At 42.8% G+C, this 22,968-nt stretch carries 17 protein-coding genes and 1 pseudogene; 7 read left to right on the top strand and 11 right to left on the bottom strand.

The features are described from left to right. Positions 1 to 202 precede the first annotated feature (202 nt). Positions 203 to 3,598, top strand: coding sequence for a T9SS type A sorting domain-containing protein (locus FEM55_RS02705; protein WP_138279770.1), 3,396 nt, complete (start codon positions 203 to 205; stop codon positions 3,596 to 3,598). Positions 3,599 to 3,726: 128 nt separating this feature from the next. Here FEM55_RS02705 and FEM55_RS02700 read toward each other — a convergent pair whose 3' ends face one another. The 4 genes and pseudogenes from FEM55_RS02700 to FEM55_RS02685 form a co-directional block, all read right to left on the bottom strand. Then, complete coding sequence (locus FEM55_RS02700) at positions 3,727 to 4,026, bottom strand: hypothetical protein (RefSeq protein WP_171036452.1); 300 nt, start codon at positions 4,024 to 4,026, stop codon at positions 3,727 to 3,729. 469 nt (positions 4,027 to 4,495) lie between these two features. Then, positions 4,496 to 4,966, bottom strand: a complete 471-nt coding sequence (locus tag FEM55_RS02695; RefSeq protein ID WP_138279768.1) for a hypothetical protein — start codon at positions 4,964 to 4,966, stop codon at positions 4,496 to 4,498. A 271-nt stretch (positions 4,967 to 5,237) separates the two neighbouring features. Then, a pseudogene (locus FEM55_RS25365) lies at positions 5,238 to 5,453 on the bottom strand (hypothetical protein); the annotation flags it as partial. A 215-nt stretch (positions 5,454 to 5,668) separates the two neighbouring features. Then, complete coding sequence (locus FEM55_RS02685; RefSeq protein WP_229209058.1) at positions 5,669 to 7,246, bottom strand: M12 family metallopeptidase; 1,578 nt, start codon at positions 7,244 to 7,246, stop codon at positions 5,669 to 5,671. 265 nt (positions 7,247 to 7,511) lie between these two features. Between FEM55_RS02685 and FEM55_RS02680 the strand changes: the two genes are divergently transcribed. The 3 genes from FEM55_RS02680 to FEM55_RS02670 all read left to right on the top strand — a co-directional run bounded on the left by FEM55_RS02680 (position 7,512) and on the right by FEM55_RS02670 (position 9,204). Then, positions 7,512 to 8,105 (top strand): RNA polymerase sigma factor, encoded by a 594-nt coding sequence (locus tag FEM55_RS02680; RefSeq protein ID WP_138279767.1) that lies wholly within the window; start codon positions 7,512 to 7,514, stop codon positions 8,103 to 8,105. 50 nt (positions 8,106 to 8,155) lie between these two features. Beyond that, positions 8,156 to 8,914: a tetratricopeptide repeat protein gene (locus FEM55_RS02675; protein ID WP_138279766.1), complete on the top strand. Its 759-nt coding sequence runs from the start codon at positions 8,156 to 8,158 to the stop codon at positions 8,912 to 8,914. 74 nt (positions 8,915 to 8,988) lie between these two features. Further along, on the top strand, positions 8,989 to 9,204 hold the full coding sequence (locus FEM55_RS02670; protein WP_138279765.1) for a hypothetical protein: 216 nt from the start codon (positions 8,989 to 8,991) through the stop codon (positions 9,202 to 9,204). A 15-nt stretch (positions 9,205 to 9,219) separates the two neighbouring features. Here FEM55_RS02670 and FEM55_RS02665 read toward each other — a convergent pair whose 3' ends face one another. Next, on the bottom strand, positions 9,220 to 12,330 hold the full coding sequence (locus FEM55_RS02665) for a CHAT domain-containing protein (protein WP_138279764.1): 3,111 nt from the start codon (positions 12,328 to 12,330) through the stop codon (positions 9,220 to 9,222). A 614-nt stretch (positions 12,331 to 12,944) separates the two neighbouring features. On the opposite strand from FEM55_RS02665, the gene FEM55_RS02660 reads away from it, so the two are divergent. The 3 genes from FEM55_RS02660 to FEM55_RS02650 all read left to right on the top strand — a co-directional run bounded on the left by FEM55_RS02660 (position 12,945) and on the right by FEM55_RS02650 (position 17,382). Then, entirely contained in the window at positions 12,945 to 14,021 is a 1,077-nt protein-coding gene (locus FEM55_RS02660) for a hypothetical protein (RefSeq protein ID WP_138279763.1), read from the top strand. 75 nt (positions 14,022 to 14,096) lie between these two features. Continuing rightward, positions 14,097 to 15,977: a CBM96 family carbohydrate-binding protein gene (locus FEM55_RS02655; protein WP_138279762.1), complete on the top strand. Its 1,881-nt coding sequence runs from the start codon at positions 14,097 to 14,099 to the stop codon at positions 15,975 to 15,977. A 370-nt stretch (positions 15,978 to 16,347) separates the two neighbouring features. Continuing rightward, complete coding sequence (locus FEM55_RS02650; protein ID WP_138279761.1) at positions 16,348 to 17,382, top strand: sugar-transfer associated ATP-grasp domain-containing protein; 1,035 nt, start codon at positions 16,348 to 16,350, stop codon at positions 17,380 to 17,382. Between the two features lie 149 nt (positions 17,383 to 17,531). On the opposite strand, the gene FEM55_RS02645 is transcribed toward FEM55_RS02650, so the two are convergent. The 6 genes from FEM55_RS02645 to FEM55_RS02620 form a co-directional block, all read right to left on the bottom strand. Continuing rightward, the gene (locus FEM55_RS02645; protein WP_171036450.1) at positions 17,532 to 19,136 is read right to left on the bottom strand and encodes an asparagine synthase-related protein; all 1,605 of its coding nucleotides are present in this window, start codon (positions 19,134 to 19,136) and stop codon (positions 17,532 to 17,534) included. Between the two features lie 13 nt (positions 19,137 to 19,149). After that, positions 19,150 to 20,055 (bottom strand): hypothetical protein, encoded by a 906-nt coding sequence (locus FEM55_RS02640; protein WP_138279759.1) that lies wholly within the window; start codon positions 20,053 to 20,055, stop codon positions 19,150 to 19,152. Further along, positions 20,048 to 20,269, bottom strand: coding sequence for a lasso peptide biosynthesis protein (locus tag FEM55_RS25500; RefSeq protein ID WP_510185822.1), 222 nt, complete (start codon positions 20,267 to 20,269; stop codon positions 20,048 to 20,050). Before FEM55_RS25500 ends, FEM55_RS02640 begins: the two co-directional genes overlap by 8 nt. Positions 20,270 to 20,433: 164 nt before the next feature. Then, a complete protein-coding gene (locus tag FEM55_RS02630) occupies positions 20,434 to 20,637 on the bottom strand; it encodes a PqqD family protein (protein WP_171036448.1) in 204 nt (67 codons plus the stop codon). A 62-nt stretch (positions 20,638 to 20,699) separates the two neighbouring features. Next, positions 20,700 to 21,587 (bottom strand): phosphoenolpyruvate carboxykinase (ATP), encoded by an 888-nt coding sequence (locus FEM55_RS02625; protein WP_138279756.1) that lies wholly within the window; start codon positions 21,585 to 21,587, stop codon positions 20,700 to 20,702. Between the two features lie 113 nt (positions 21,588 to 21,700). Further along, on the bottom strand, positions 21,701 to 22,837 hold the full coding sequence (locus FEM55_RS02620; protein WP_171036447.1) for a nucleotidyltransferase family protein: 1,137 nt from the start codon (positions 22,835 to 22,837) through the stop codon (positions 21,701 to 21,703). Positions 22,838 to 22,968: the final 131 nt, after the last annotated feature.

Here is a 22,968-nt window from a genome sequence, read left to right as displayed (position 1 = left end):
GGCGATGATTTCAACCGGATTTCCCGGAATATCAACGCTTCCTGCATTTCTTTTTTCCGGAAAGAGGAATGTGTTTTCACCTGATACAGACAAATAAGGCTAAATGTGATGATTTTACCGCTCAATAAGTTTGTATAGGAAATAAAACGGATTTATACTTAGCATTGCGTATGTAACTACATATTACCTAAAATTGGAACAAATGAAGAACATTTTACTTCGTCAACATTTTATCAAATTGCTGCTTTCATTCATTGTCTTTACACAAGGAAGTGTATTGGCGCAGCCGGCCATTCAGTGGGATAAAACGTTCGGTACCACTGCAAACGATCAGTTAGCCAAGGTGCTGCAAACCTCGGACGGCGGTTATCTGCTGGCCGGAACCTCGGATTCCCTTTCCGACGGAAACAAAAGCGAGCCCGGAAAGGGCAAAGTCGATTTCTGGATCGTGAAGGTTTCAGCCAGTGGTACCAAGGAATGGGACAAAACGTTTGGGGGTTCCGGCTGGGACCGGCTGGCGGATGTCCAGCAAACTGCAGACGGAGGTTACATCCTCGGCGGCAGCTCCAATTCAAATGCCGGCGGAGATAAATCGGAAAACAATACCAAATATTTTGACTACTGGATCATCAAGCTGGATAAAAAGGGGACAAAACAATGGGACAAAACATTTGGCCTCACCGGCAGCGAATTCCTGAAAACCGTAAGGCAAACCCCTGACGGAGGCTATATACTGGCAGGAACGGCATACAGTAGATTGGAAGAAGATTTTGGAGAGGAAAAACAATATTTCGCTGATTGGACATCCTGGCTCGTAAAACTTGATGCAAGCGGCACCAAGCAATGGGATAAAATCGATGAGAAACGCACGAATTCCGAGCTAATTAATCTTGTCCTTACTTCTGACGGAGGGTATGTTGTTGGCCTTGCTAATGGTACCGGGGATCAAATACATTGGTATTATACTGTTCTTGAATTAACAGCAACGGGTGATGTAAAGTGGGGGAATGCCTATGGTGAATGGGATGCATATAATCGGTTACAGGTTGTTCAGCAAACCAAAGATGGCGGGTACATGATAGCCGGCTGGTCAAATTCAGATGATGAAGGTATAACAAAGTTGTATATAGTTAAAATTGACAAAACTGGATACAGACAATGGGCCAAAGCTATTGGTAATATACAATCCTTTGCTGATAATGTTACCTCTGTTTCGCAGTCACCCGATGGCGGGTATTTGATCAGCGGGCATTCAGCCGGCAATAAAGGTCTGGACAAAACAGAAAATTCAAGAGGCGGCCAGGATTTCTGGATCATCAAGCTTCAGGCGGATGGAAACATTCTCTGGGACAAAACCATTGGCGGATCGGATCACGATTACCTGAAAAGCAGCATTCAGACAGAAGATGGCGGGTACTTGCTGGGCGGATATTCCAGGTCACCGGTAAGCGGCGAAAAAACAAAAGACTCTAAAGACGGACAGAATGAATATGATTTCTGGGTGGTGAAACTGGCTCCGGAAATACCTGTACAACCGGGAGCAATTACCCGTTTTATTGCTAAAAATGAAACGGGCAAGGCTATACTGGAATGGACCAGTGATGTGGGATCAACGGTTTTTGATCAGTTCGAAGTGCAGCAAAGTGTAGACCGCAAAACCTGGAAGAAAGTGGCTACGGTAAATGCAAAACAGGCATCTGATGACTATACCTATGTGCATGCCAATCCCGTGATCGGAATAGAAGTGCAGTACAGGTTGAAAATCACTGATCTGGATAAGAATGTCACATACAGCAGAATCAGAAGCCTGTCCATTGCCCAAAATGCTCCGAAGGTTGTATGGGATAAGGTCATGCAGGATAACAATTTTCAATCTATGCTGCACACCTCGGATGGCGGGTATATTCTTGCGGGTAGCCAGGGTGATACCTTGGAAGATAGCAGAGGAGGCACGGATTACTGGATTGTCAAACTATCCGCTGATGGTACAAAACAGTGGGATAAAACTTTTGGCGGGACTGATGATGATGTAGTAAGGACAATGATACAGACTGCTGACGGAGGTTACTTGCTGGGCGGCTACTCCTATTCACAAGCCGGAGGCGATAAGACAGAAAAAAGCAGAAGTGTTAAACAGTCGGACGGTTCCCTACCATCCGACTACTGGGTTATAAAAATCACTGCCGACGGGACAAAGCAGTGGGACAAAACCATAGGCGGTGAGAATGTGGACGCATTAAGATCGTTACAACAGACGCCGGACGGGGGCTACATACTGGAAGGCTATTCCAATTCCAAGGCAGGAGGTGACAAGAGTTCCGTTCCTGGTTTTGATTATACTACTTTCCATAACTGGGAAGTAAAGCTGAATGCCCAGGGCAAGAAAATATCGGACAAAATCTTTAATGATTATCCGTACGTCAGGACAACAGATGGAGGTTACATCCAATACTATGGTAACTACAACATTGCAAGTATAGAAAATACATTTGTGAAATATTCACAGAATGGCAGCATGGAATGGACAAAAACCATATCCTTTCCTATTTTATATACCAAATTAGTTGCTATGCAGCAGACAGCAGATCAGGGCTATATGCTGGCTTGGGAATCGCTTTCGGATACAACAGACGTAAAATCTGAAAATTCCAAAGGAGGCTTCGATTACTGGATAGTAAAGCTGGCAGCAGATGGCAGCAAAGAATGGGATAAAACCATTGGAGGCAATCGCAGTGACAGGTTAACTACTGCTAAACAAACGCCGGATGGCGGTTACATTCTTGTAGGTGAATCCATTTCGGAGCAACAGTGGGACAAAACAGAAGATATCAGAGGCGGTGCTGATGTGTGGCTCGTAAAACTGAAAAAAGATGGTACAAAAGAATGGGATAAAACCGTTGGCGGAAGCAGCATAGACAATGTGAACTTTATTGAACCTACAGCGGATGGTGGATATGCATTTGGCGGCATTACGTACTCTCCGCCCGGGTATGACAGAATAAGTCCGTTGGTTGGTTACGCTGGTTTCTGGCTTGTTAAACTTGGATTCGAAACGCCGCCGCTACCGGTTACACTTACAAGCTTTTCCGCTGAAAAAGAAAAGAATACTGCGCTTCTTACTTGGACAACAGGTACTGAAACCCGAAGTGATCATTTTGAACTGCAACACAGCATCAATGGCAAATCCTGGAACACGCTGGCCCAAATCAATGCAAAAGGAGAAAGTCAGAACTCTGTCGATTACAATTACATACATGCAAATCCGGTTTTGGGAGCAGAAAATCTGTACCGGCTTAAAATGGTGGATACCGACGGAAGCTATACGTTCAGCAGGATCAACACGCTGACTTTTGATGCGGATGCCGCATTCACGATTTTCCCAAATCCGGTTTCGGAAACCTTAACCATTCAGCTTTCTGATCCAGAAAATGTTAAAAACATTCAACTGCTGAACAGCAGCTCGGTTCCGATCCATCATTCCGGCAGCAATCCTGCATTCAAGCTTGATGTACGCAACATGCACTCGGGCTTATACTTTGTGAAAATTACCCGGACTGACGGTACCTTACTGATTCAGAAAGTCGTAATCGCAAGATAAAATAACATGCTCCATTTAGTTGTCTGTATCTGCATACAGACAACTAAATTCGGAATTGATTTTTTTTAAGCTTGATAAGTTGTGACACCTCACGAACCCGAATAGGTCTTTTTCCGTCTTGCCAAGTCTTACCCTGTTTTCTTTTGCCTTTCCGTAAAATCAATCCACTGGTTGAAATACTCCTGCGACAACCTGCTCAACTCGGATGCATGACGCAAAAGCATTTTGGATTTGTATTCCTCGCTTGCGTTATTCAATTCACATTCCAGAATTTCTGCCTGATGCTTTGCAGTAAGGGCTGTGCTTCTTAGCTGATTTTGCTCAATCAACCGCTTTTCTTCTTCGCTTTGTTTGTCAGTAGGTTCCATGAGAGTAGGTATATATTGCATACCTGCATAACTATCATTCCAATTTGGCCCGATTTCCAAGCCGGAACGGTAAAGTCCGGACCAGATACCGGACAGAACGAACCGCAAAAATAGTCAGGAATACAGCCTCGCATGGTACAGGAACAGAAATCTGCGGAATACGCATGACAGCAAGGCAAATTCCTCTTCCTTTTATTTTCAAGAGCAGCAAACTATTAACAAATACTATACAAAAATTTTAATAAAATATTAATTATTAACTATTAATCAAGATGTTACAAAAATAGTGGAACAATTTTTATAAAGCTGTACTGAATTACACACATATACCTCATTTCCTCAGTTTGAGAAAAGCGAATGCTGCTTTATAAAGCTACATGCTTAAAAAGGAAGATATTGCCCGCAAAACCGGCATGACTCAGAACATAAAGCGGCAAGGAAAGGTATAAATCAGAAATACCCCAAGTTAAAAGAATACCTGATCAATACTTTTAGGCAACCTGGATTTTCACAATGTCTGCGGGTGTTTTTATTCCGCATCACCATCCGATGGCCAGATATCGGTTATGTTCAGCTGATAAATGATATCCACCAGGTTTTCTACCTGATGGTATGAAAGCCCCTGTTGACTTCTGCATGCTTTTCTGACCAGTTTCGAATCCTCGATTGAAAGCTGTATTGCTTTTACACAAACGACTCCCCTTTTTACAGAAGCATCTGAAATGAAAAGCATAAAGGTCAGCTTTTCCGCTTTAAGCCAGCACGTAGCATTCAACTTGGTTAAAAGCACATGATTCAGGTGGATGAGGGTGTTGCAGTTATTGTTTTCCGGCCTGAATAACAGAACGGGAACAGAGCAGAAAATTTTAAGTTTGTAAGTCCATTTATGCGATGCTGCCAGTTCCGGTGCAGTTTCCCTGAGCTTGACATGTACATCCAGGTGCGTCTGGTTGGGCTGAAAGTAACTTTCCTGCTTGTCAAAGTTTGCAAAATCCCTCATAAGCGTTTCAATCAATATAATTACCGGATATAATGATATACCCTGATGCGGATCAGGACCAAATTTTAAAGCCTGGTTTTAGAACAGCACTTTGGTCTGGGCGGCCTGCCCGGACGTGTTCCTGGCCTGACATGAAGTATATCAGCATCAATTTACCGGTAATTGGGCAATGCACAAAGGTCTTATGCTGCGTATTGACGTAAAATCCCGCTATTAAGGGGTAGCTGCAATCCTTTTTGGGGTGAAGAAAAAGTGTACAAACGCGGAAGACTCACTTTGTTACACGCGCTGATTGCAACGTCTTTGCAGCTGACTTCCACCAGCCTTTCCCTGCTAGCCAGACTGACTGCCTCCGTCGTACTGTTACGTACAACTTGTCACAGCTATTTCGGATAGGATTATTTACCGTGTTGCAAGAAATACCGCATGCCGCCGCAATCCGTTTATAGCTGCAATCCGATACCAAAAAGCCGGGAATGTGCTTTTCCCGTTCCGTGAAATGATAGTCCTTCGATTGTTCACCTCATCCCAATTCATCAGGTGAATGTAAAACACAGAATTAGCACACGAAGCAAACCAGTATCGCTGGCAAAAGATATGAAAAGTGTCGGCACAGCACTATAATTGTGTAAAGTAAGGATTAAGACTTATCCGGATTATTGCTGTTATAATCCGGATAAGTCTTTGCTGGATCTGAAAAAATCAATATGGCTGGCTGATCGATGCAATATAGTTGACCCCGGTCCAACCGGAAGACAAGGCTTTCCACGTGCCGTTGTATGCAACCCGGTACAATACATCTCCTTGCACAACATACAAGTACCCGTTCAGTGAAGTCATGGCGGTGGTTCCTGACCAATCTTCGGTGCCAACCTGTACATAACTGCCCGTAACAGGATTGACGCGCCACAACCTGTTGGATTCCACCAGATAGATGCTGCCATTCAAAACAGCCATGTCCGTCGTTCCCTGGTAAGTTGGCCCCATGGACTGATAGTTTCCATTGGTCGGATTAACCCTGTAAAGGTAATCGCCTTTCACTACAAACAGCTGACCATTATAGGCGGTCATGGCCGTGCTGCCGTTCCAGTTTGCCGTTCCGATCTTGGCATAAGCCCCGGTCAACGGATTTACCTGCCAGAGGCTTCCCAGTTGTATTACATACAAGTAGTTATTCAACACGGTCATTGCCAGCGTACCGCCATAGTCAGGGCCCATGGATACATAGTTACCGTTGAGCCGGTCTGTTTTCCATAAATGCCCTGCCTGAACTCCGTAGAGCGTGTTGTTATAGGATACGAGCGCTTCAGTTCCGGTCCATGACCCGCCCAGGTCCGATCGCTGGCCTGTAGAAGCACTCACTGCATATAACCGGTCGCCTTTTACGGTATACAGATTGGAATACATGGAAACCGAGCAGCCTATATCCCGGCTCGCCAGCGCATTGCGCTGTACCGTATACGTGCTGCCATTCAGCCGGGTAATTGTCGGCTTGCCGTTTTTAGTAAAAGCATAGGAATCATACATCATGATGGAACCCAGATCCATGCTGCTGTAATCGAATCCATCCATGTTCTGCTGTGCATAGGTCTTGAAATTGTGCTCGTAACCCGGTAGAATATTTTCCCACAGTATTTTAACGTACTTGTCCCTGTCAACCCGGCTCTGTTCATGCCACATTCCTATTGCATGGGCAATTTCATGAACAGTATTCCCGGTTGAACAACTGGACGCCAGATTGATATATTGCTGCCCTCCGATCATACCGACGTGGGAAGAACATCCGCTCCCGGGCCGGAAAGTCACATAATTGGCCTGGCTTGTACGCAATACAAAACGCAGTGGCGTATACGTTTCCCACTCTTTGATAGCCGCATAAACACGGGCCTGATTGGGCAGAGCGGGATCGATCTTGTAATATACCGTATTCCCGGGCCAGCGTGCTGCATTGGAAGACCTGCCCGTTCCTTCTGTCCGGCCATTTCGGAAGGTACTGTCCGGTAAACCGGTGGTACTCAGCTGTTCTTTTGACAATATAATATCTCCTTCGAAAACAGCCTGATTTTGTATTTCGGAGTAATAAACAGGAATGCCGTACAGCTTGCCCTGCTTCACGATACCGGTTTGGCCCGGAAAAGCTTCTTCCATAGGAACGGAAACCGAACTGTCTGATTTTGATTCAGCTACATGCACTTCATCGAATGTGTCTTTGCAACCTGAAAGGTAAACGGTGGCACCAAAGGCCAGAATGGTCCTGATGAAAAAATACATTTTTTTCATGATTGTAAGTTTGATCTGTGAATAAATGATTGTTAAATGTACGGATTGGCAGATTGATGAGGTCAGGCCGAACCCTGACTGTATAGCAATTCATTTCCCATGATTTGATAAAGGTTAAATTGATTATCTGACTGTTGGTGCTCCAAACAAAAAAAGGTAAACAGATTCATTAAAATATTTTTTCCAGGCATCTTAATTGCTGAACCTTTCTTTACTTGCAATCCACTTCTTTGGTTTACCTTCTTCATAAAACCGCACTGAGTATATGCAGGATGCACCATTTAGCCTAAGCCAGCAGGATATCAAACTGATGGCAGAAGTAGTGGAGGGGAAGTATGGATTGCTGGATGATTTTTACCGGACAAACCGGACTTCTTTCATCCGGTGGGCACATAACACGTATACATTGGGCGCCCTGGAGGCAGAGGATATCTATCAGGACGCCATGGAAGCACTGTTTCAAAAAATAGTACTGGGGAAACTGGAAAATATAAAAGCCAGCTTGAAAAGCTACTTGTTCAGCATCGGCAAATACATGATTTACCGCAAAATCAGAGGTAAAAACATGTATAGTCTGGAAACTGAAGAACTGGAATCGGAAATGTTCAACAGCGGGCAAATGCAATTTATATCAATAGAGACCGATCAGCAGGAGCAACAGCTGGAACTCGTGGCGCGCTGCAAAAGGAAACTTTCCGGCGCATGCCATTCCATTCTCGATTTGTATTATGCTGAAAAAAAATCAATGAAAGAAATTGCATTTTTACTTGGGTACAAGAATGAAGATGTCGTTAAAAGCCAGAAAGCACGCTGCCTTGCCGAGCTTCGAAAGTGCGTAATGACGGGTATGGATCCGTAAACTTTTGTAAGTATTGGAAAAGCATAATTCCTATTTCAACTATTTCAGTCATGAATGAAGAAGAAAGAATCCAGTTACTGGACGATTACCTGCACAAAAGGCTTACAGCGAAGCAACGCTCCGATTTTCAGCAAAAGCTTGCATCGGATCCCGGGCTGCAAAAAGAACTGGAAATCCATGAACTGCTGATGAACGGCATTACGCTCGAAAGTAAAAAAACCCATTTCAGAAAGCACCTCGCCGACCTGCGGAAGGAAGCACCGGTTGTTCCTTTGCAGGATCCTGTGGTAAAAAAAAGCAGGCGAATGCCGGTTTGGGGCTGGGCAGCCGGTTTGGCAGCCATGCTTCTGACAGGTATTTTTTTCTGGTGGGAACGGCCTTCTTCGGGCGAAAATCTGTTTACCCGGTATTATGAACCTTACCCAAGTACGGTTTTAGCCAGCGTAACCCGCGGAGATACGCTGGCTTCATGGCAACAGCTTGCAGTCCGGTCCTATGAAAACAACGATTATCAAAAAGCGATTCCGCTCCTGAAAAAACTGGCATCCGGGCAAGCGGACAGCACAGGCTGGCTTTTGATTCTGGGAATTTCTTATCTGGAGACAGATCAATACCAACTTGCCGAATCCAGCCTGAAGAAAGTCGTGCATGATCCGGATAGCCTGTTTTACAAGCAAGGACAATGGTATCTGGCACTGACCTATTTGAAACAAAATAAGACTGCTCCGGCCAAGTCAGTCCTGCAGGAGCTTGGAAAACAATCCGGAATTTACGCACGGAAAGCGAACCAGCTTTTGTCTGAACTTTGAAATCTGTGAAATTCATTTTAACTTGAATAAAAAAGATCTGCTCAGATTTTCAACCATTTAACTCTGAAATAACCATGAATGCATCTTTTTATTTTCCAAACTTCATCAAGGGTCAAAAACGTCAAAATACCCCTTTTCATCCGGCGCTTCAACTGAACAGAGATTACCCTAAAACGGACAACCCCATCATTCAGCCGGCTCCAATAAGAAAAGAAACTTCGACGAGAAGTACATCAAAAGACGGTACTGACACGCCCAAGCAACCTGTCAAGCGCAAACCTTCACGCTAAATCAGTCTGCGAGAATCACCTGTATTTATTTTGAACCAGAAACAGCGTGATCAGAAAAACAGCTGTTGTAAACATTGCTAGCCATTGATATGGCCAACCCGTTTCGATGGGAGCCATATTACCGGATGCAATAAAGCCTGCCCAGTAACGCGGGTGGGCCGTTAGCTCATCGTGCGTACGCAAATAGTTGCGCTGTGAAGATTCAAGGGATTCATTGATACTTAATCCGGTCTGAAGTCCTTCATATAAATGTGCCATCAAATCGGCAGTAGCAGAATCATCAACCTTCCATAAACTCATAATCAGGGAAGGGCAGCCTCCAAAGGTGAAACCCCGGGCCATGCTGAACACTCCTTCGCCTGAAAAGAGCCTGCCGAGGGCGGTTTCACATGCACTTAATACAACAAGCCTGGCACCCAGTTGCAGATTGTAGAGTTCGTGTGCGTACAATATTCCATCGCCCGGCCGGTTGCTTTCCGCATTAAAGAGAATTCTGCTTTCATATTTGCTTTTTTCATCCGTTCTTCCATGCACAGCAAGGTGGATGATCTGATATTTCGAAGCATTGTTTAGGAAAGTCTGTTCAGTGGCTTCATTTCCTTTCAGGTACAGACCTTTCATGATACGCGAAATGGCCGCCAGTTCCCTGACTGTTCCCGGAATTTGATCCTGCCTATGTTGTTGTCCGGCAGAACCGGAAGCATCCGCTGAATAGGCCATAGCCAGTACGCCGCTTCGGGCAGAGCCGGATTGCTGTTCCTGATGTGCAAGTAATGTGGCGGAATAAGCATAACTGCTTTGATACCGAAGCAGCAGATAGGAAAGACTTTGGTAATCGGCATGTCCGTGCCGCGGCAGTCTGGTCAGAAGTGTACTGAAAGGCAAATAAGCCAGTGGACCGTCCGGAATGATAACCAGTTTTGCAAGTGGTTTTTCGGATGTTCCGGCGTTGTCACCGGATAGCAGTAAAGCAGGTTTAACGAGGTTTTGGTACAAACCATAGGCTTGACGGGTATAAACCTCAAAAGCACACTCATGATCCATTTTGGTACCCGGCAGCTCATCTTTCCCGGAAAGATTCCGGACGAAGCCTGTAAATGTCTCCATCAAGGTTTTCGTTTTTGAAATCCGGACAAATTTGCTTTTCCGCGCGGTAATTCCCAGCATATAGATGCTGCTGTCCCCCCAAAAGTACATGATGAACTGCCGGGAAGTATCTTTCAGGTTTTGCTGCAAATCGTGAAGTGATATGGATTGTTTGTCTGTTTCCGAAGTTTTTAGAAACGGGTATCTCGTATCCATCCTTTTTTGCAAATTCCGGTACTGCATATTGACTTCCAGTAACTGGCTCCTTATTTTCTGAATTTCTTTTTCATTGTGGTTGCTGTTTACATGCTCTTCCTGTTGCTGTTGCAGCGTGTTTATTCTGAAACTCAATTCCTTTTCCAGGTTCCGGAGCGTATCCGGAATCAGTTTGGTATTCAACTGTTCAGCCCGTCTGATCCCCTGAAGAAGAAGCTGGCTTTTACTTCTTTCCATAAAATAGAATGCATAGGAATTGTAAATCACCTGGTGCGTAGCGTCGCTTAGTAACAAGGTGCAGGCCAGCGCCTGCTCATAAATGGCATGGCTCTCCTGTGCAAGCGATAACCTGGAACTTTCCGAACCATACGATTCTGCATACTTCTGGATCAGGCTGTCGGCCGTCCGAAAGCAGGATAATGAAAGAATCAGATCTGCCTGGTTATGGCTGTTTTTTAGATAATTCTGTATCAAAGCTTTTCCTTTTGAGCCAAGGATATCGATCAGTTCATACCGGGCTCCGATCATTGCAACCGTGGGCACAGCTGAAATTTCAGTCTGGATAAATTCCGGAACAGCAGCAATCAATGCCAGCTGATAATTTGCGAGCGCATGGTCAAACCGACTGGTCTGGTAAGAAATATCAGCCAGATTTTTATACGCCTGAGATGTTTTATAATGTTTGCCGCCATAGTAAGCAAGCCGGCCGGAAAGGCATTTATCAAAATAAAACCTTGCAGAATCAAATTGCTGTTGTTTCAGATACAGATTTCCTAAAGAAGCATAACTGTTGGTAACAGACAATGTGTCCGAAGATAAGGAACTGTCAGGTGCTTTCAGTGCATCATGAAAGGATCGGGCTGCCATCCGGAAATTACCCGTTTGCAAAAATGCATTTCCAAGGTCATTATAGTAATAGGAAATGTTGTTTTGTCCGCTGATCGCCGGTTTGTTCGTACGATTCAATCCGATGGCCTTTCTTAAATGAAGGATCGAATTCCTGTAATCAGCCTGTGAATAGTAAATGCTGCCGGTTGTGCTGTGCGCCAGTTCCAGCAGATTACTGTCGCCAAGTTCCTCCGCCATAACCATATATTTGTTCGCATAAAGCAACGCCCGTTCCAGATCACCTTTCAGGCGGTTGACTGCCATCAGGTCGTAACAGATACTTGCTTCATCCCGTAAATTCCGCTCAGGTGCCTTTCGGGTGATTTGCAGTACAGAGTCCATATAGGCTTCTGCTTTGGCATAATCGAATACGAGATATTGATATACCTGAGCAATTTGCTGGTAACTGTCGGCAACCATATTGCCGTTTTTCCCGAACAGGTATATCCGGCATTTTAACGCCTGCTTATGACAAGCAAGTGATTTGGATGCATTCGAGATCAGGTAATAATATTCTCCTAAAAAATAAAAGGTGTTGCTTACATACCGGTGGTTAACTCCGAGGTGCTGTTTCCCTGCCCGAAGTGCTTTCTGAAGTGCCGCAAGCCCGTTATCATGGTATTTGCCTCTTATCCCGGTACTGCCTGCAGCATTCAACGACCACACATAACCTTTCCAGTTTTTATTTTCCAGGAAACAGGCTGCCGTTGCAAGATAAGCATCATGTGCAAGATCAAAATTTCCTGCATCTCTTAATGAATCCGGACGGGACAGCATGGAGTGCCTGAAGGGCGGTTCCACATAAACCGGAACAGGAGCTGACTTCGCTTTCGGGTATTCAGCATACGACCGCATTTTACGAGCAGCAAGGCCGCCTGCAAATGCTGCAAACAATAGCACCATTACCCACAGCCATACGCGTCTTTTATTTTCCACGCTTGCCCGTTTAGTTTAATAGACGATCCAATTTCCTTCTGACGGCAAGTGCCGTATTCAAAGACTTTCTTCTAAATTAATGATTTCCGGCATCTGGCAGAGTTCCTGTTACGGTTCCCTGATCGAAATGAATATTAATCTTATTTAGTGGCACTTTTTCCAGTTAACCATATTGTATTTCAAAGCTTTCCAGCTTTCATGCCATTCTGAAAGGTTGGCTCGTCTAATCAGTCGGATGGCTTTTAAAGTAGTTGGCAGCAAATACAAACATGGAAAAATTCCGGTAGAGCTGACCTGTATTCTAATTTCTGGGAAAGTTAAATTTAAAGGACTAAAAGCATCTTTCAATGATTCCCCGGCAGTATTTTATGGAATAATGTAAATCGTTGCAAAATCTTACCAAAAGCAGGATTCATACTTCATCCTGACAAAATTCCGGAAAATACAAAGAAGTTGGATGCTTATCTCACAACTATTCCTTGTGCCTGAAATTTAACGTATAGTATTTTCTCCGGTAAATAAATTCCTGAATAAGAACCGGCTTAAATATTTATATATTACAGGTTACAAACAGGTAATTTCATTTATTCAACTTTGTTATCCAACGAACCTCAATGTATTCATTTTTATCCATTTACTTTTGTTCCTGGGCAGACTTTGCCCGTGCGACCTTTTCATGGTCCCGATCCGGTCATGATCATCGGTTTACGGGCCGGCTTAAAGCGGCTGTGTCCGTGCCATTAACCATCCTTGCCTTCTTTTTTCTTTCAGTGCAAAGCCTTTCAGCCCAATCCGACATTCAATGGGACAGAACCATTGGCGGCCGGGGCGGCGATGGTTTGTATCTTGCGCAGCCTACGAAGGACGGCGGCTACATTCTGGGCGGCATGTCAGGTCTCGGCATTAATGGCGATCAAACTCCGCCGGGAAAAGGCAAGGGGGATTACTGGGTTGTCAAAGTTTCGGCAACGGGTGCCGTCGAATGGGACAAGGTTTTCGGCGGCAGTGAGTACGACGAACTTAACGCCGTACAACAAACTCCGGACGGCGGCTACATTCTGGGCGGTAATGCTGTCTCCGATAAAAGCGGTGATAAAAGTGAAGACAATCTCAGTGAGCCCTATCAGGATGGAGGAACACCTTATGATTACTGGATTATCAAGATTTCAGCAAACGGTACCAAAGAATGGGACAAAACTTACGGTGGCCTTAAAGAAGATTTTTTTGTGACCATGAAAGTGGCGCAGGATGGCGGCTACATCATCGGGGGTAGTGCAAATGGTGCATTAAATGTGCTCAAACTTGCAGCAGACGGCTCCAAAGTCTGGGAAAGAAATCACGGGTCTGGCATCCATGCGAATATGTCTGACTTGCTCTTGACACCGGACGGTGGCTATATTGTCGGAGGATCTACACAGTCCGGAATAGGTGGTGATAAAAGTGAACCTTCCAGAGGTGGCAATTCAGACTACTGGATCTTGAAAATAGATGCAAACGGTGCCAAACAATGGGATAAAACATTTGGCAGCAATGGTACTGACACATTCCGTTTTATTAGTGCGACTTCCGATAAAGGTTATCTTTTATTAGGACATACAAGCTATTCGGAAGTGAGCGGAGATATGTCCGAGCCACTAATCGGGGGTACGGATACATGGGTCATAAAAATAAAATCCGATGGCACCAAGTAGTGGGACAAAACCATAGGTGCCAGCAAGTACGTGAATGAGAACAACTATTTTTCCTCCTATACCTTGTTAACCTTCATGCGCGAAAATGCAGATGGAAGCTTTACGCTAGGTGGCAATGCAAACGGCTATGCAAGTAAGTACAAGACAGGAAATGTACTGGGCGCATGGACGATAAAGCTGGCAGCAAACGGTTCCAGGATTTCGGACAGATCATTGGGCGTTCCTATTTCCGAATTCGCTTCTACACCGGATGGTGGCTTTATGTTACTTGGCGCAAGCAGTGACAATGCAGGCCCGATCAAAACAGAGAATTCCAGAGGCTCATCAGACGGCTGGGTAATCAAATATGCACCGACAGTTCCGGCCAAAAAGCTGACGATATCCAGTTCAAACCTTTCATTTACTTACAAACCCGGCAGTGTGACAGCTCCGCAAACGGTTACTTTGACCGCCAGTGCGGGCACGCCGGATCTGACCATCATCAAATCGGATAATGCGCCATGGCTGAAAATCCCGCAGGCAGCTACCGGACCTTTGACTTTCAGTACGGATGCAACCGGCCTTGCTGCCGGAACTTACACGGCTGCTGTAACCTTGTTTGCACCGGGTTATACCAGAGCCGTTGTGCAGGTAAAACTGCTGGTCATCAGCGAAGAGGCCAGCAATACCATTGTGCGGATCAATGCGGGCGGTCCTGAATTCACTACCGCTACCAAAAAGCGGTTCGTTGCCGATCAGTATTATGCCGGCATTGACCGTGTCAGCTCCATTGCAAGCGGCGATATCCTGAATACAAGCAATGACATACTCTATCAGTCGGCACGTTGCTCGCCTTCGTTCAGCTATAATATTCCGGTTGCCAACGGTACCTTTGATGTGTACCTGCACTTCGCTGAAACCTACTTCGGGGCTCCGGGCAAAAAAGGCGGCAAAGGCAGCAGACAGTTTCACGTCAACATGGAAGGCAGCCGCAAGCTGACCAACTATGATATCTTTGCCAAAGCCGGCGGAGCCATGCGGGCTACCGCGGAAACCTTCACCGTCGATGTCACAGACGGCATGCTCAACATCGACTTTCTGACCGGCTCGGCGGATCTGCCAAGAATATCGGCCATTGAAGTACTGACGAAAAATGTCATGCTGAAGCCATTGGCAGATTCTTACATTTATGAATACGGCGTAAATTATGGTTCAGCACCCAACCTGGAAGTAAAGACTATTTCGGAAAATGGTTATAAGCTCCGTTACTCTTATCTTCAATTTCCAATTGGTACGGTTACTAAAGTGGGTTCAGCCAAACTGCGCTTGTATGGTCATAATCATGAAAATAACAAGGACATCTATCTGCATGCTTACGGTGTAGACGATGACAATTGGAAAGAATATGAACTGGGAACGCTCCAAAGTGCGGATCCGCCATTGGCTTCCACGCCATCACTGGGTTCGGTTGCTGTGAACAATGCATACAAATACTATGAAATTGATGTCACCAGCTACGTCAAAGCGCAGCAACAGGCAGGCGATCCATTGGTCAGTTTTATGCTGAGAGATCCTAATAAACGCAATACCAGATTAACATTCAACAGCAGGGAAAACGCCTCCAATCCACCTCAGCTGGTTATCATTCCTGCACCGGAAACCAATGCTGCTGCAAGAACCAATCAGGAAGAAATCAGCCTGAGCCTGGAAGCAGAACCTGAGCCGTCATCGGTTTACCCCAACCCGGTCAGAAAGCAATTTACTGTTCAAATATCCGGCAAGCACAGTGAAGACATTTCCTTGGATCTGTTGAACAATGCTGGTCAGAGCTATCAAGTTGTTACAGCCCAAAAAGCAATTGCCGGCCAGAAAACAGACGTGGATATTTCAGGACTGGCGCTAAGCTCCGGAATTTATATGCTGAAAATCAAGTCCGAAGCTGCAACGGAGGTCATTAAATTGCTGGTAACGCAATAATCAGACTGGAAACATTGTAGACAATCAATAGCGAAGCCGTTCATATTAGATTATGGACGGCTTTGCTAATTGATAACAATGCGAACAGTTGAACTCAATACAAGCTAATGTAAAATCAAGTAATTAATTTATCACGAAATAAATCAGTCCGAAATTAATGATTAAAGATTTTGAGTCGCTTCAAATGTAAATACTGTGACGGCTTTATTTCAATCTGTTCATCGGTTTTCTGTCAAGTATATGAACTAAATCAATGGTTTTTATTCAGGAGAGCATTTCATGTCACATCCTGCAAAGCTTTTTTTAATTGCATGCTTATTTATTACATTAGCGTACTAAGTACTGATTGCAAGGTCCTGAATATTTCTTCATGAAAATCCAAACATTAGCTCGACTTTTCCCCTATTTTCCTGTTGGCCTTGACCCTCATTTAATGAGTTATTACCGCATTTCGATTCAGAACAGCGAAACAAAATATAGAATCTTATTTTACATTTCTGACCTTTTTTGCCAATTTAAACGAGGAAATCACGCTAACAGAAACCCAATATTCAATCATGAAATAAATGTTCTCCATATTTCTTCAAACAAATTTATTTTGCAGGATTATCTCTTTCATGTTTACCATAAAGGATCAAAATCAGAAAAGGAAATCATCGCTAATAAAGAACAGTTTTATTATTTCTGCGTTCAAAATCAACTCCCTGCTCCTCGCTTACTTGGGAAAATAAAAAATGGTACAGTTCAGAGTTTTGTTCAAGGATTTCCCTGGAACTATGCGAAGGATTTTTTTATTAAACCCGTATCAGGCTCACAATCCAAAGGAATACTGGAGATTAGGACAACAAGTGAAAATACTTTTGAAATAGTAAATCAAAACAGACTGATCAAGGCTGAGTATCTGCTGGATTTCATAAATTTTTATTTGAAAACAGGAGAATATGTCATTCAGGAAAAGGCTGGGCTGTTTCATTACTTCGCTGAAAAAGGACAAACAAACGTTCCGGTCGTAAGAATAATCAGCACCAAAATAAAAGGCCAGATAAAAGTCCTTAATCCCGTGCTGATCCTAAACAAAGGAAAACAATTTCTTGATTCCGGATTAGGAAATAAAGATTACTACGCGATCAACGCCAGCGATGGAACGATTATTGGTGAAATTATATTCCAGCACATACCGCCTAAACTGGATGGTTTTGAAATGCCGGATTGGGATGTGATACTTACCATGATTAAAAAAGGTCACAACCTGCTGGGCAAAACGGATATTATCGGATGGGATGTGGCCCTTACCGAAAGTGGTTACAGTCTTTTGGAAGCTAATAAAAGTCCTTGGCTTGAAATTCATCAGAAAAGTCCGTTTGAAAGTACGCTCTTTATTGAAAAACTATTAAATTTGAATTAACCATTAAACTAACCACTAGAAACCGTGCAAAAACAAAAAAAATGGGTGAAACCTACCGTGAAAGTGTATACTAAAAATGATATTTTCGGCAAACAAGAGGCTCAGTTAGGCGAGTCCGAAAACGGGAACTCGAAAACAGGCTCATAGGATTACTGAGTTTTCAGCCATGCAGTTAGTTTTGATAGCCTACTCAATAGTATTTCCTTTACCGGTTTCTGCTGTTTGAGTAATTTATTTTTAAAACCGTACTGTTTCACAAATGCCGGCAATTTATTGTATTGGCTCATGAGTTGCGCATCCAGTTCATTTTCATTCTTGAACAGGGATTCGCCAACTGTAACTGATTCCGCTTTTCGGTAATCAAAATACCATTCCGACTTTATGTATTTCCTGAGGGCGTTTTTATAAAAAAGACGCCCTCTTTGTTTTAAAATAATCTGATTTTCTTTTAAACTTAAAAAATAACAGAGTAATTGAAAGTCTAACAAAGGATACGCCAATGTAACCTGATTGTTGGCGGCCATTTCTTTTTCTTCCTCAATACGATATGCAACACGAGGCAAAGCTAACAAATAGCGTATGTATCCATGTGTGTCATATACACGCCTGAAAGTATCTGTACTCCTGCTTGTTTTCCGAAATTCAAAGTGCGGCTGCATGATTCTTTGAGGAAAAAATATTCTTAATAAACAGATCCGCATATCTGTTTTAACGAGTTGAGATACATAGCGTTTGATGCCATACACCCGGATACTATTTATTATTTTGCTAAGCCGGAAATCTTTCAGCTGATTTGTAAAAAAACGCGGATTCTGATTGAATGTAATACATTCATCGCCTCCAAAGCCAGAGAACAACACCCTCCCAATTTTTTGATTCATATCGGTATAAATAGAATCAAGCACCTGATTGATAATCATCAGCGTATGGTTTTTCCTGCCATAAGCTACTTCGGCGTCAACAGATTCAAAATGCGTTTCGGGTGTATAATGCGGTAGTGGCAAGCCTTCGGTTTGGTGCAGCTTTTTGACAATATGCATCTCATCAAAGCGCTGGTGATCCGGAAAATACTGGTGAATGTACGTATGGAACCTTTCTGTACTTCCCCTCAAAAACCGGCTTACAGCCACTATTCCCGTGCTGTCCAATCCGCCGGTATATTGGAAAAACAAATCTTGATGATTCTTGCTGTAATTGCCAACGGCTCTTTCCAGTTCGCACTGAAACAATTCAATAGCCTCTTCGTCTGTACGATTTTGAATGGCTATTTTTTTAAAATCAAATAGCTGACGTTTCTGTGTTGTTTTTTTATTACTGAATACGTATTTACTATTGGGATTAATACGGAAAATCCCCTCATACATGGTAAGTTCATACGTATTAGGCACCATTTCTTCCAGATATTTCAAGAAAAATTCTTCGCTGTGCGAGGCATTCGGAAGAATTTGTTTGATGGCTTTGAGCGTAGAACTGAACAGATATTTATTGTTTTCAATAGCATAATAAAGCGGCTGGATACCGATCGGATCTCTGTATACTTCAACCGATGCTGTGGTTTTATCCAGCATGATTACACCAAAGTAACCGTCAATTTCAGCTACTGTTTGCTGAGGCTGCTTTATTACGTTTTCAAAAAAATAGTGAGCCGCATTATGATACTTGCCTAGTTCATTGAAAATTTTCCCGATAAAAACCACCTCAATTTCTTCGGTTTGATAAACAGAACAAGAGTCGTCCTGTTGGCCCATATCCATGTAGGGAATTGGATTAGTTTGAATTTTTAACAGCATGATGATTTTTTAGCAGACAGCTGATCATGTATTCGTTGAGTGCAGGCAAAGTGGCTAATAAAGTACGTTCATAGTAATTCTGAACTTCGTCGAATTGTTCATCAAAATTACCAAGACGCTTTATTTCATGGAATTGAACTGCAACGCTACCGTCCAAAGCAAATAAAGGTTCTACCATTATCAGCTGCGTATGAGGTCTTAAAAACCGTAATAAACCCGTTGAAAGCCTGTAATGTAAATTACCGATCCGGCCATACCGGAAGCTGCTTCCCTCCTGCCCGTCAAAAAAATAATTGATTGCATATCCCTCAGTATTATTCAAAACAGAAATGATTTTCCTTAGTTGCTGATTCCGTACCAATTTCGGGTATTTATGAGGGCTGTCCATCACTTCACGAGGCAGATCTTCTTGTCCGTTCAATGCAAGAAAATTTTTGGAATGTGTATTGCCAAGTCCTACAAATTTCATCCTGAGGCCAAAACGAATCAAGCTTAAATGCTGATTGGAAAGCGGCGTATGCTTGTATAAAAAAATAATAACCTGTTGGTTCTGATAATGTCTTTTTACTTTTTCCTTGTTTTCCAACTTCCAATACTTTTGAAAAATCAGAGGTCGTTCATAGTGAAGGCTCTTCCAATGTTGCCATGTATTGGTAAATAAATAGTGATTGATTAGTTCATCGTGCAAATTGTGCGGTACATCCAGAATTTCTAAAAGTGCCTGAAAATTTTCAATTTCCGCTGCCCGGAACTTCCGAAAAGTTTGGAGTTTGATGAGTACGTTTAAAAAATATATACCCAATTTATAAGGAAGAAGGTAGTTGTGAAAAACAGGCCCCTGCCGGAATAACTTTTCTTTTATTCTGACAAATACCCTATGCATATTTTTCCAAAACTACGTACCTGTCTTTTATTGTAAACCCGCACACATCGCCGATATCGGTTTCAAGCCAGGCATGCAATTTCTCGGTTCGTGTCGCTGCTTTCGGATTGAAACCTATATAAAAAACTGACTTCACTTTTAGCACATTGAACACAAACCGGGCTGTCAACGCTCGTTCGTAACATTTAAAAGGCATTGGAATATGGTACGGCATTCCTTCAATAAGTTGAGACACCAAAAATATCAAATAAGGATTCCCTGACTGAAAACCATTTGAATCCGGTTCCAGAATTGTCTTTACAGGCTTTTTATAAACTATATGAATGATGGAAATTACGTTGCCGATTAAAAACAGCGCGGTCCGCATGAATATCTTTCTCAGCATACGTCCAGTAATCCGGCCATGACCAGGTCATCAATGGTTTGTGTGACATCACTTTGGCATTCCGAGGCAGCTACATCATACTCGGCACAGACTGCCGCTAAAATAGAATCGGCCGTTTGATTCTGCTGGCTTAGTAAATCAATAATAAACTGGGCCGACTCATTCAGTTCCACTATATGCCCGTTTTCTTTAATCATCCACAAACTTGTTTCTCCGAAAGTGGAGTGAACCAAATCTTGCTTTTTTAAGCTGTACGTCGTCATAGTCTGTTTTTAATCGTATTCAAATTATCAAAACTTCTTTTCCCGTTTATACTAAAAATTTCGGTTTGCTGAACTGCTGATATAATCAGCTTCATCATATGCGAATATTCCTCTGATTCCGTAATGAATTGCGGCCGGTAGACATGCTCACGCAAATAAAAAATGGCTTCAATGGAAGAAAGCTTTTGAATATCAAAACCATCGTCAACGTCACTCCAGTTCAAAATAAATATTTTTGATATCGGGAAATATCCTTCGGTCAGGCTGTTAGGAAATACATATCTGAATTTTTCAACATCCGTTCTTATTTGTGCTCCTTCATTTTTCACCAGGCCAAATTCATTCAAACTGTCTTCCCATAATTTAACGATACCAACGGAAGAACCAGCCTGTATTTGATTATCATCACAGAGCTTTAAAGGCAAAACATCATCAGCCAGAAAAGAATACCCGTGTTGAATAAAGTAGGTCGTCAGCGTTGATTTTCCCTTTCCTGAATCTCCAATGAACAAACTGACCTTTCCATCCTTGACAATTCCGGCACCATGAAGACTTACTATTTCTCTTTGTAACAATAATGAATTGAAACAAGTACCGTATAGAAAAATCTTGAATTCATCGAGGAAAGAATTATTCAGCGTCTGGATTGTAATGCGGTTTCCATTACAAACTTCATAAAGCGCAATATCTTTTACATGTAAAAGGAAGATATTGTTTTGTTTGATAAAATATACATCCTGAAACAACCGAATTCCTTTGGATAAATCAAAGTGGATCGGACCATTGGAGATTGTAACATCAGGGGCCGTACTTTTGCGTGGAGTCAACTCATCAAGTTCAAATTCCGACCAGATATCAAGTCCGAAAGCACTATACTTATTCATTGATTTATTGAGTATTTGCGGCGCTCCAACGGACCATCATAAAAGATGATTTCCGGTTGGAAGACCCTATTTGTCTCGATACTGTTTATTATAAATAGTTTACTGATCTGTTGCTATCTGAAACCTTTCAGCCATACATATGTTACAACTTTACTGAAAAAATTGGCTATTTTATATTTTTTATTGAAAGTACGCAGCCGGGGTTGTTCCATCGGATTAGGTGTGCTGTAAAACTCCATGTATTTAATCCAATAGTTGAACGGGCTAAACTTTTCATCCTGATGGCTTAATAATATCCGTTTGTGAATCAACTGGGCACTCATACTTTCCCAGAAGCTGACAGAATTTTCCCAGGATTTAAGTATATTCCGAGTGTTTCTCTCTCCGTATGATTTTACTTTGCTTTCCAGTATTGCGGGAAGCGCTACGTTAAGATATTTTTGAACACAGAAACAGCCTAAAAGCAGAGATCGCTTTAATTTTGCTGTATCACATAATGATAGAATACGTTCCCAAAATAAGTTGTCCGGAAATAGTTTTATAAACAGCGATAAATCACAGATATATTTAAGACGCATCCAGGATTCCCTTCCGCCATGGTGCAGTAAGGTCATTAAAAAAATGTGTTCGATGGAGGGAACAATAACCTCTGAATCAACAAGTTTAAATTTTTGCGCCCCTGTAATTATATCATTTTCATTGATCGTATAAGGATAGAAATCTTCACATAACTGCCAATGAAAATCCAGTTGAAATGGTAAACTGTTTTCTTGACTTTTGCTTAATCCAATCTCATGCCAACCATTTTCAAATAGAAGTTTATCAAGGAAATTTGTATCTGAATTGTATGCATGATTTGTTTCTTCCTGCGCAAACTGATACCCGTCATCAAGTAAAGTTTTAAGCGCTGCTTTTGCAAATTTTCTGGGTACAAACAAATCCAGGTCAGACCATTCTCTCAGGTTGCTGGAAGCGTACAAGATTTTAGACAGTATGGCTCCTTTGTAAGGAAATACAGCAATGGATTGCTGTTCCAGAAGAATTAACAAGCGCTCCGTTTCCAGCGCCATTTGCTGTTGTAAAAGTGTTTTACTAACGGCAATTCGATGGAGTTCTTTGACAAAAGCATCTGGTGCCCCGGCGGTGTATTGGATAGTTTGTCCTTTTAATACATGATAAACAGTAGGACGTATGGAATGGTAACCGGCCATTTTTTGCAACTTGATCCAATCTATGGACTCGATGTCCATACTATCCTTTATTTGTCTAAACTCACGTCCTGATATAAAGGCTTTACATGACTCAATCAATAACCTCAGTTCAGGGGAAAGCATAGTTCAAACTTTATTGTATAAAATGGCATTGACGAATATACGGCTAC

It is taken from the genome of Dyadobacter sediminis, from assembly GCF_005860765.1.
Classification (GTDB): domain Bacteria; phylum Bacteroidota; class Bacteroidia; order Cytophagales; family Spirosomataceae; genus Dyadobacter; species Dyadobacter sediminis.
Note: the sequence above shows the minus strand (reverse complement) of the source record. Positions and strands in the feature narration are given on the sequence as shown.

Excerpts from the sequence above, each read along its gene's own strand:
- FEM55_RS02620 (WP_171036447.1), bottom strand. The coding sequence starts at position 22,837 with ATGGACATCGAGTCCATAGATTGGATCAAGTTGCAAAAAATGGCCGGT.
- FEM55_RS02630 (WP_171036448.1), bottom strand. The coding sequence starts at position 20,637 with ATGATTAAAGAAAACGGGCATATAGTGGAACTGAATGAGTCGGCCCAG.
- FEM55_RS02640 (WP_138279759.1), bottom strand. The coding sequence starts at position 20,055 with ATGCATAGGGTATTTGTCAGAATAAAAGAAAAGTTATTCCGGCAGGGG.
- FEM55_RS02685 (WP_229209058.1), bottom strand. The coding sequence starts at position 7,246 with ATGAAAAAAATGTATTTTTTCATCAGGACCATTCTGGCCTTTGGTGCC.
- FEM55_RS02675 (WP_138279766.1), top strand. The coding sequence starts at position 8,156 with ATGAATGAAGAAGAAAGAATCCAGTTACTGGACGATTACCTGCACAAA.
- FEM55_RS02645 (WP_171036450.1), bottom strand. The coding sequence starts at position 19,136 with ATGGATATGGGCCAACAGGACGACTCTTGTTCTGTTTATCAAACCGAA.
- FEM55_RS25500 (WP_510185822.1), bottom strand. The coding sequence starts at position 20,269 with ATGCCGTACCATATTCCAATGCCTTTTAAATGTTACGAACGAGCGTTG.
- FEM55_RS02650 (WP_138279761.1), top strand. The coding sequence starts at position 16,348 with ATGAAAATCCAAACATTAGCTCGACTTTTCCCCTATTTTCCTGTTGGC.
- FEM55_RS02625 (WP_138279756.1), bottom strand. The coding sequence starts at position 21,587 with ATGAATAAGTATAGTGCTTTCGGACTTGATATCTGGTCGGAATTTGAA.
- FEM55_RS02670 (WP_138279765.1), top strand. The coding sequence starts at position 8,989 with ATGAATGCATCTTTTTATTTTCCAAACTTCATCAAGGGTCAAAAACGT.
- FEM55_RS02680 (WP_138279767.1), top strand. The coding sequence starts at position 7,512 with ATGCAGGATGCACCATTTAGCCTAAGCCAGCAGGATATCAAACTGATG.
- FEM55_RS02660 (WP_138279763.1), top strand. The coding sequence starts at position 12,945 with ATGTATTCATTTTTATCCATTTACTTTTGTTCCTGGGCAGACTTTGCC.
- FEM55_RS02705 (WP_138279770.1), top strand. The coding sequence starts at position 203 with ATGAAGAACATTTTACTTCGTCAACATTTTATCAAATTGCTGCTTTCA.
- FEM55_RS02655 (WP_138279762.1), top strand. The coding sequence starts at position 14,097 with ATGCGCGAAAATGCAGATGGAAGCTTTACGCTAGGTGGCAATGCAAAC.
- FEM55_RS02695 (WP_138279768.1), bottom strand. The coding sequence starts at position 4,966 with ATGAGGGATTTTGCAAACTTTGACAAGCAGGAAAGTTACTTTCAGCCC.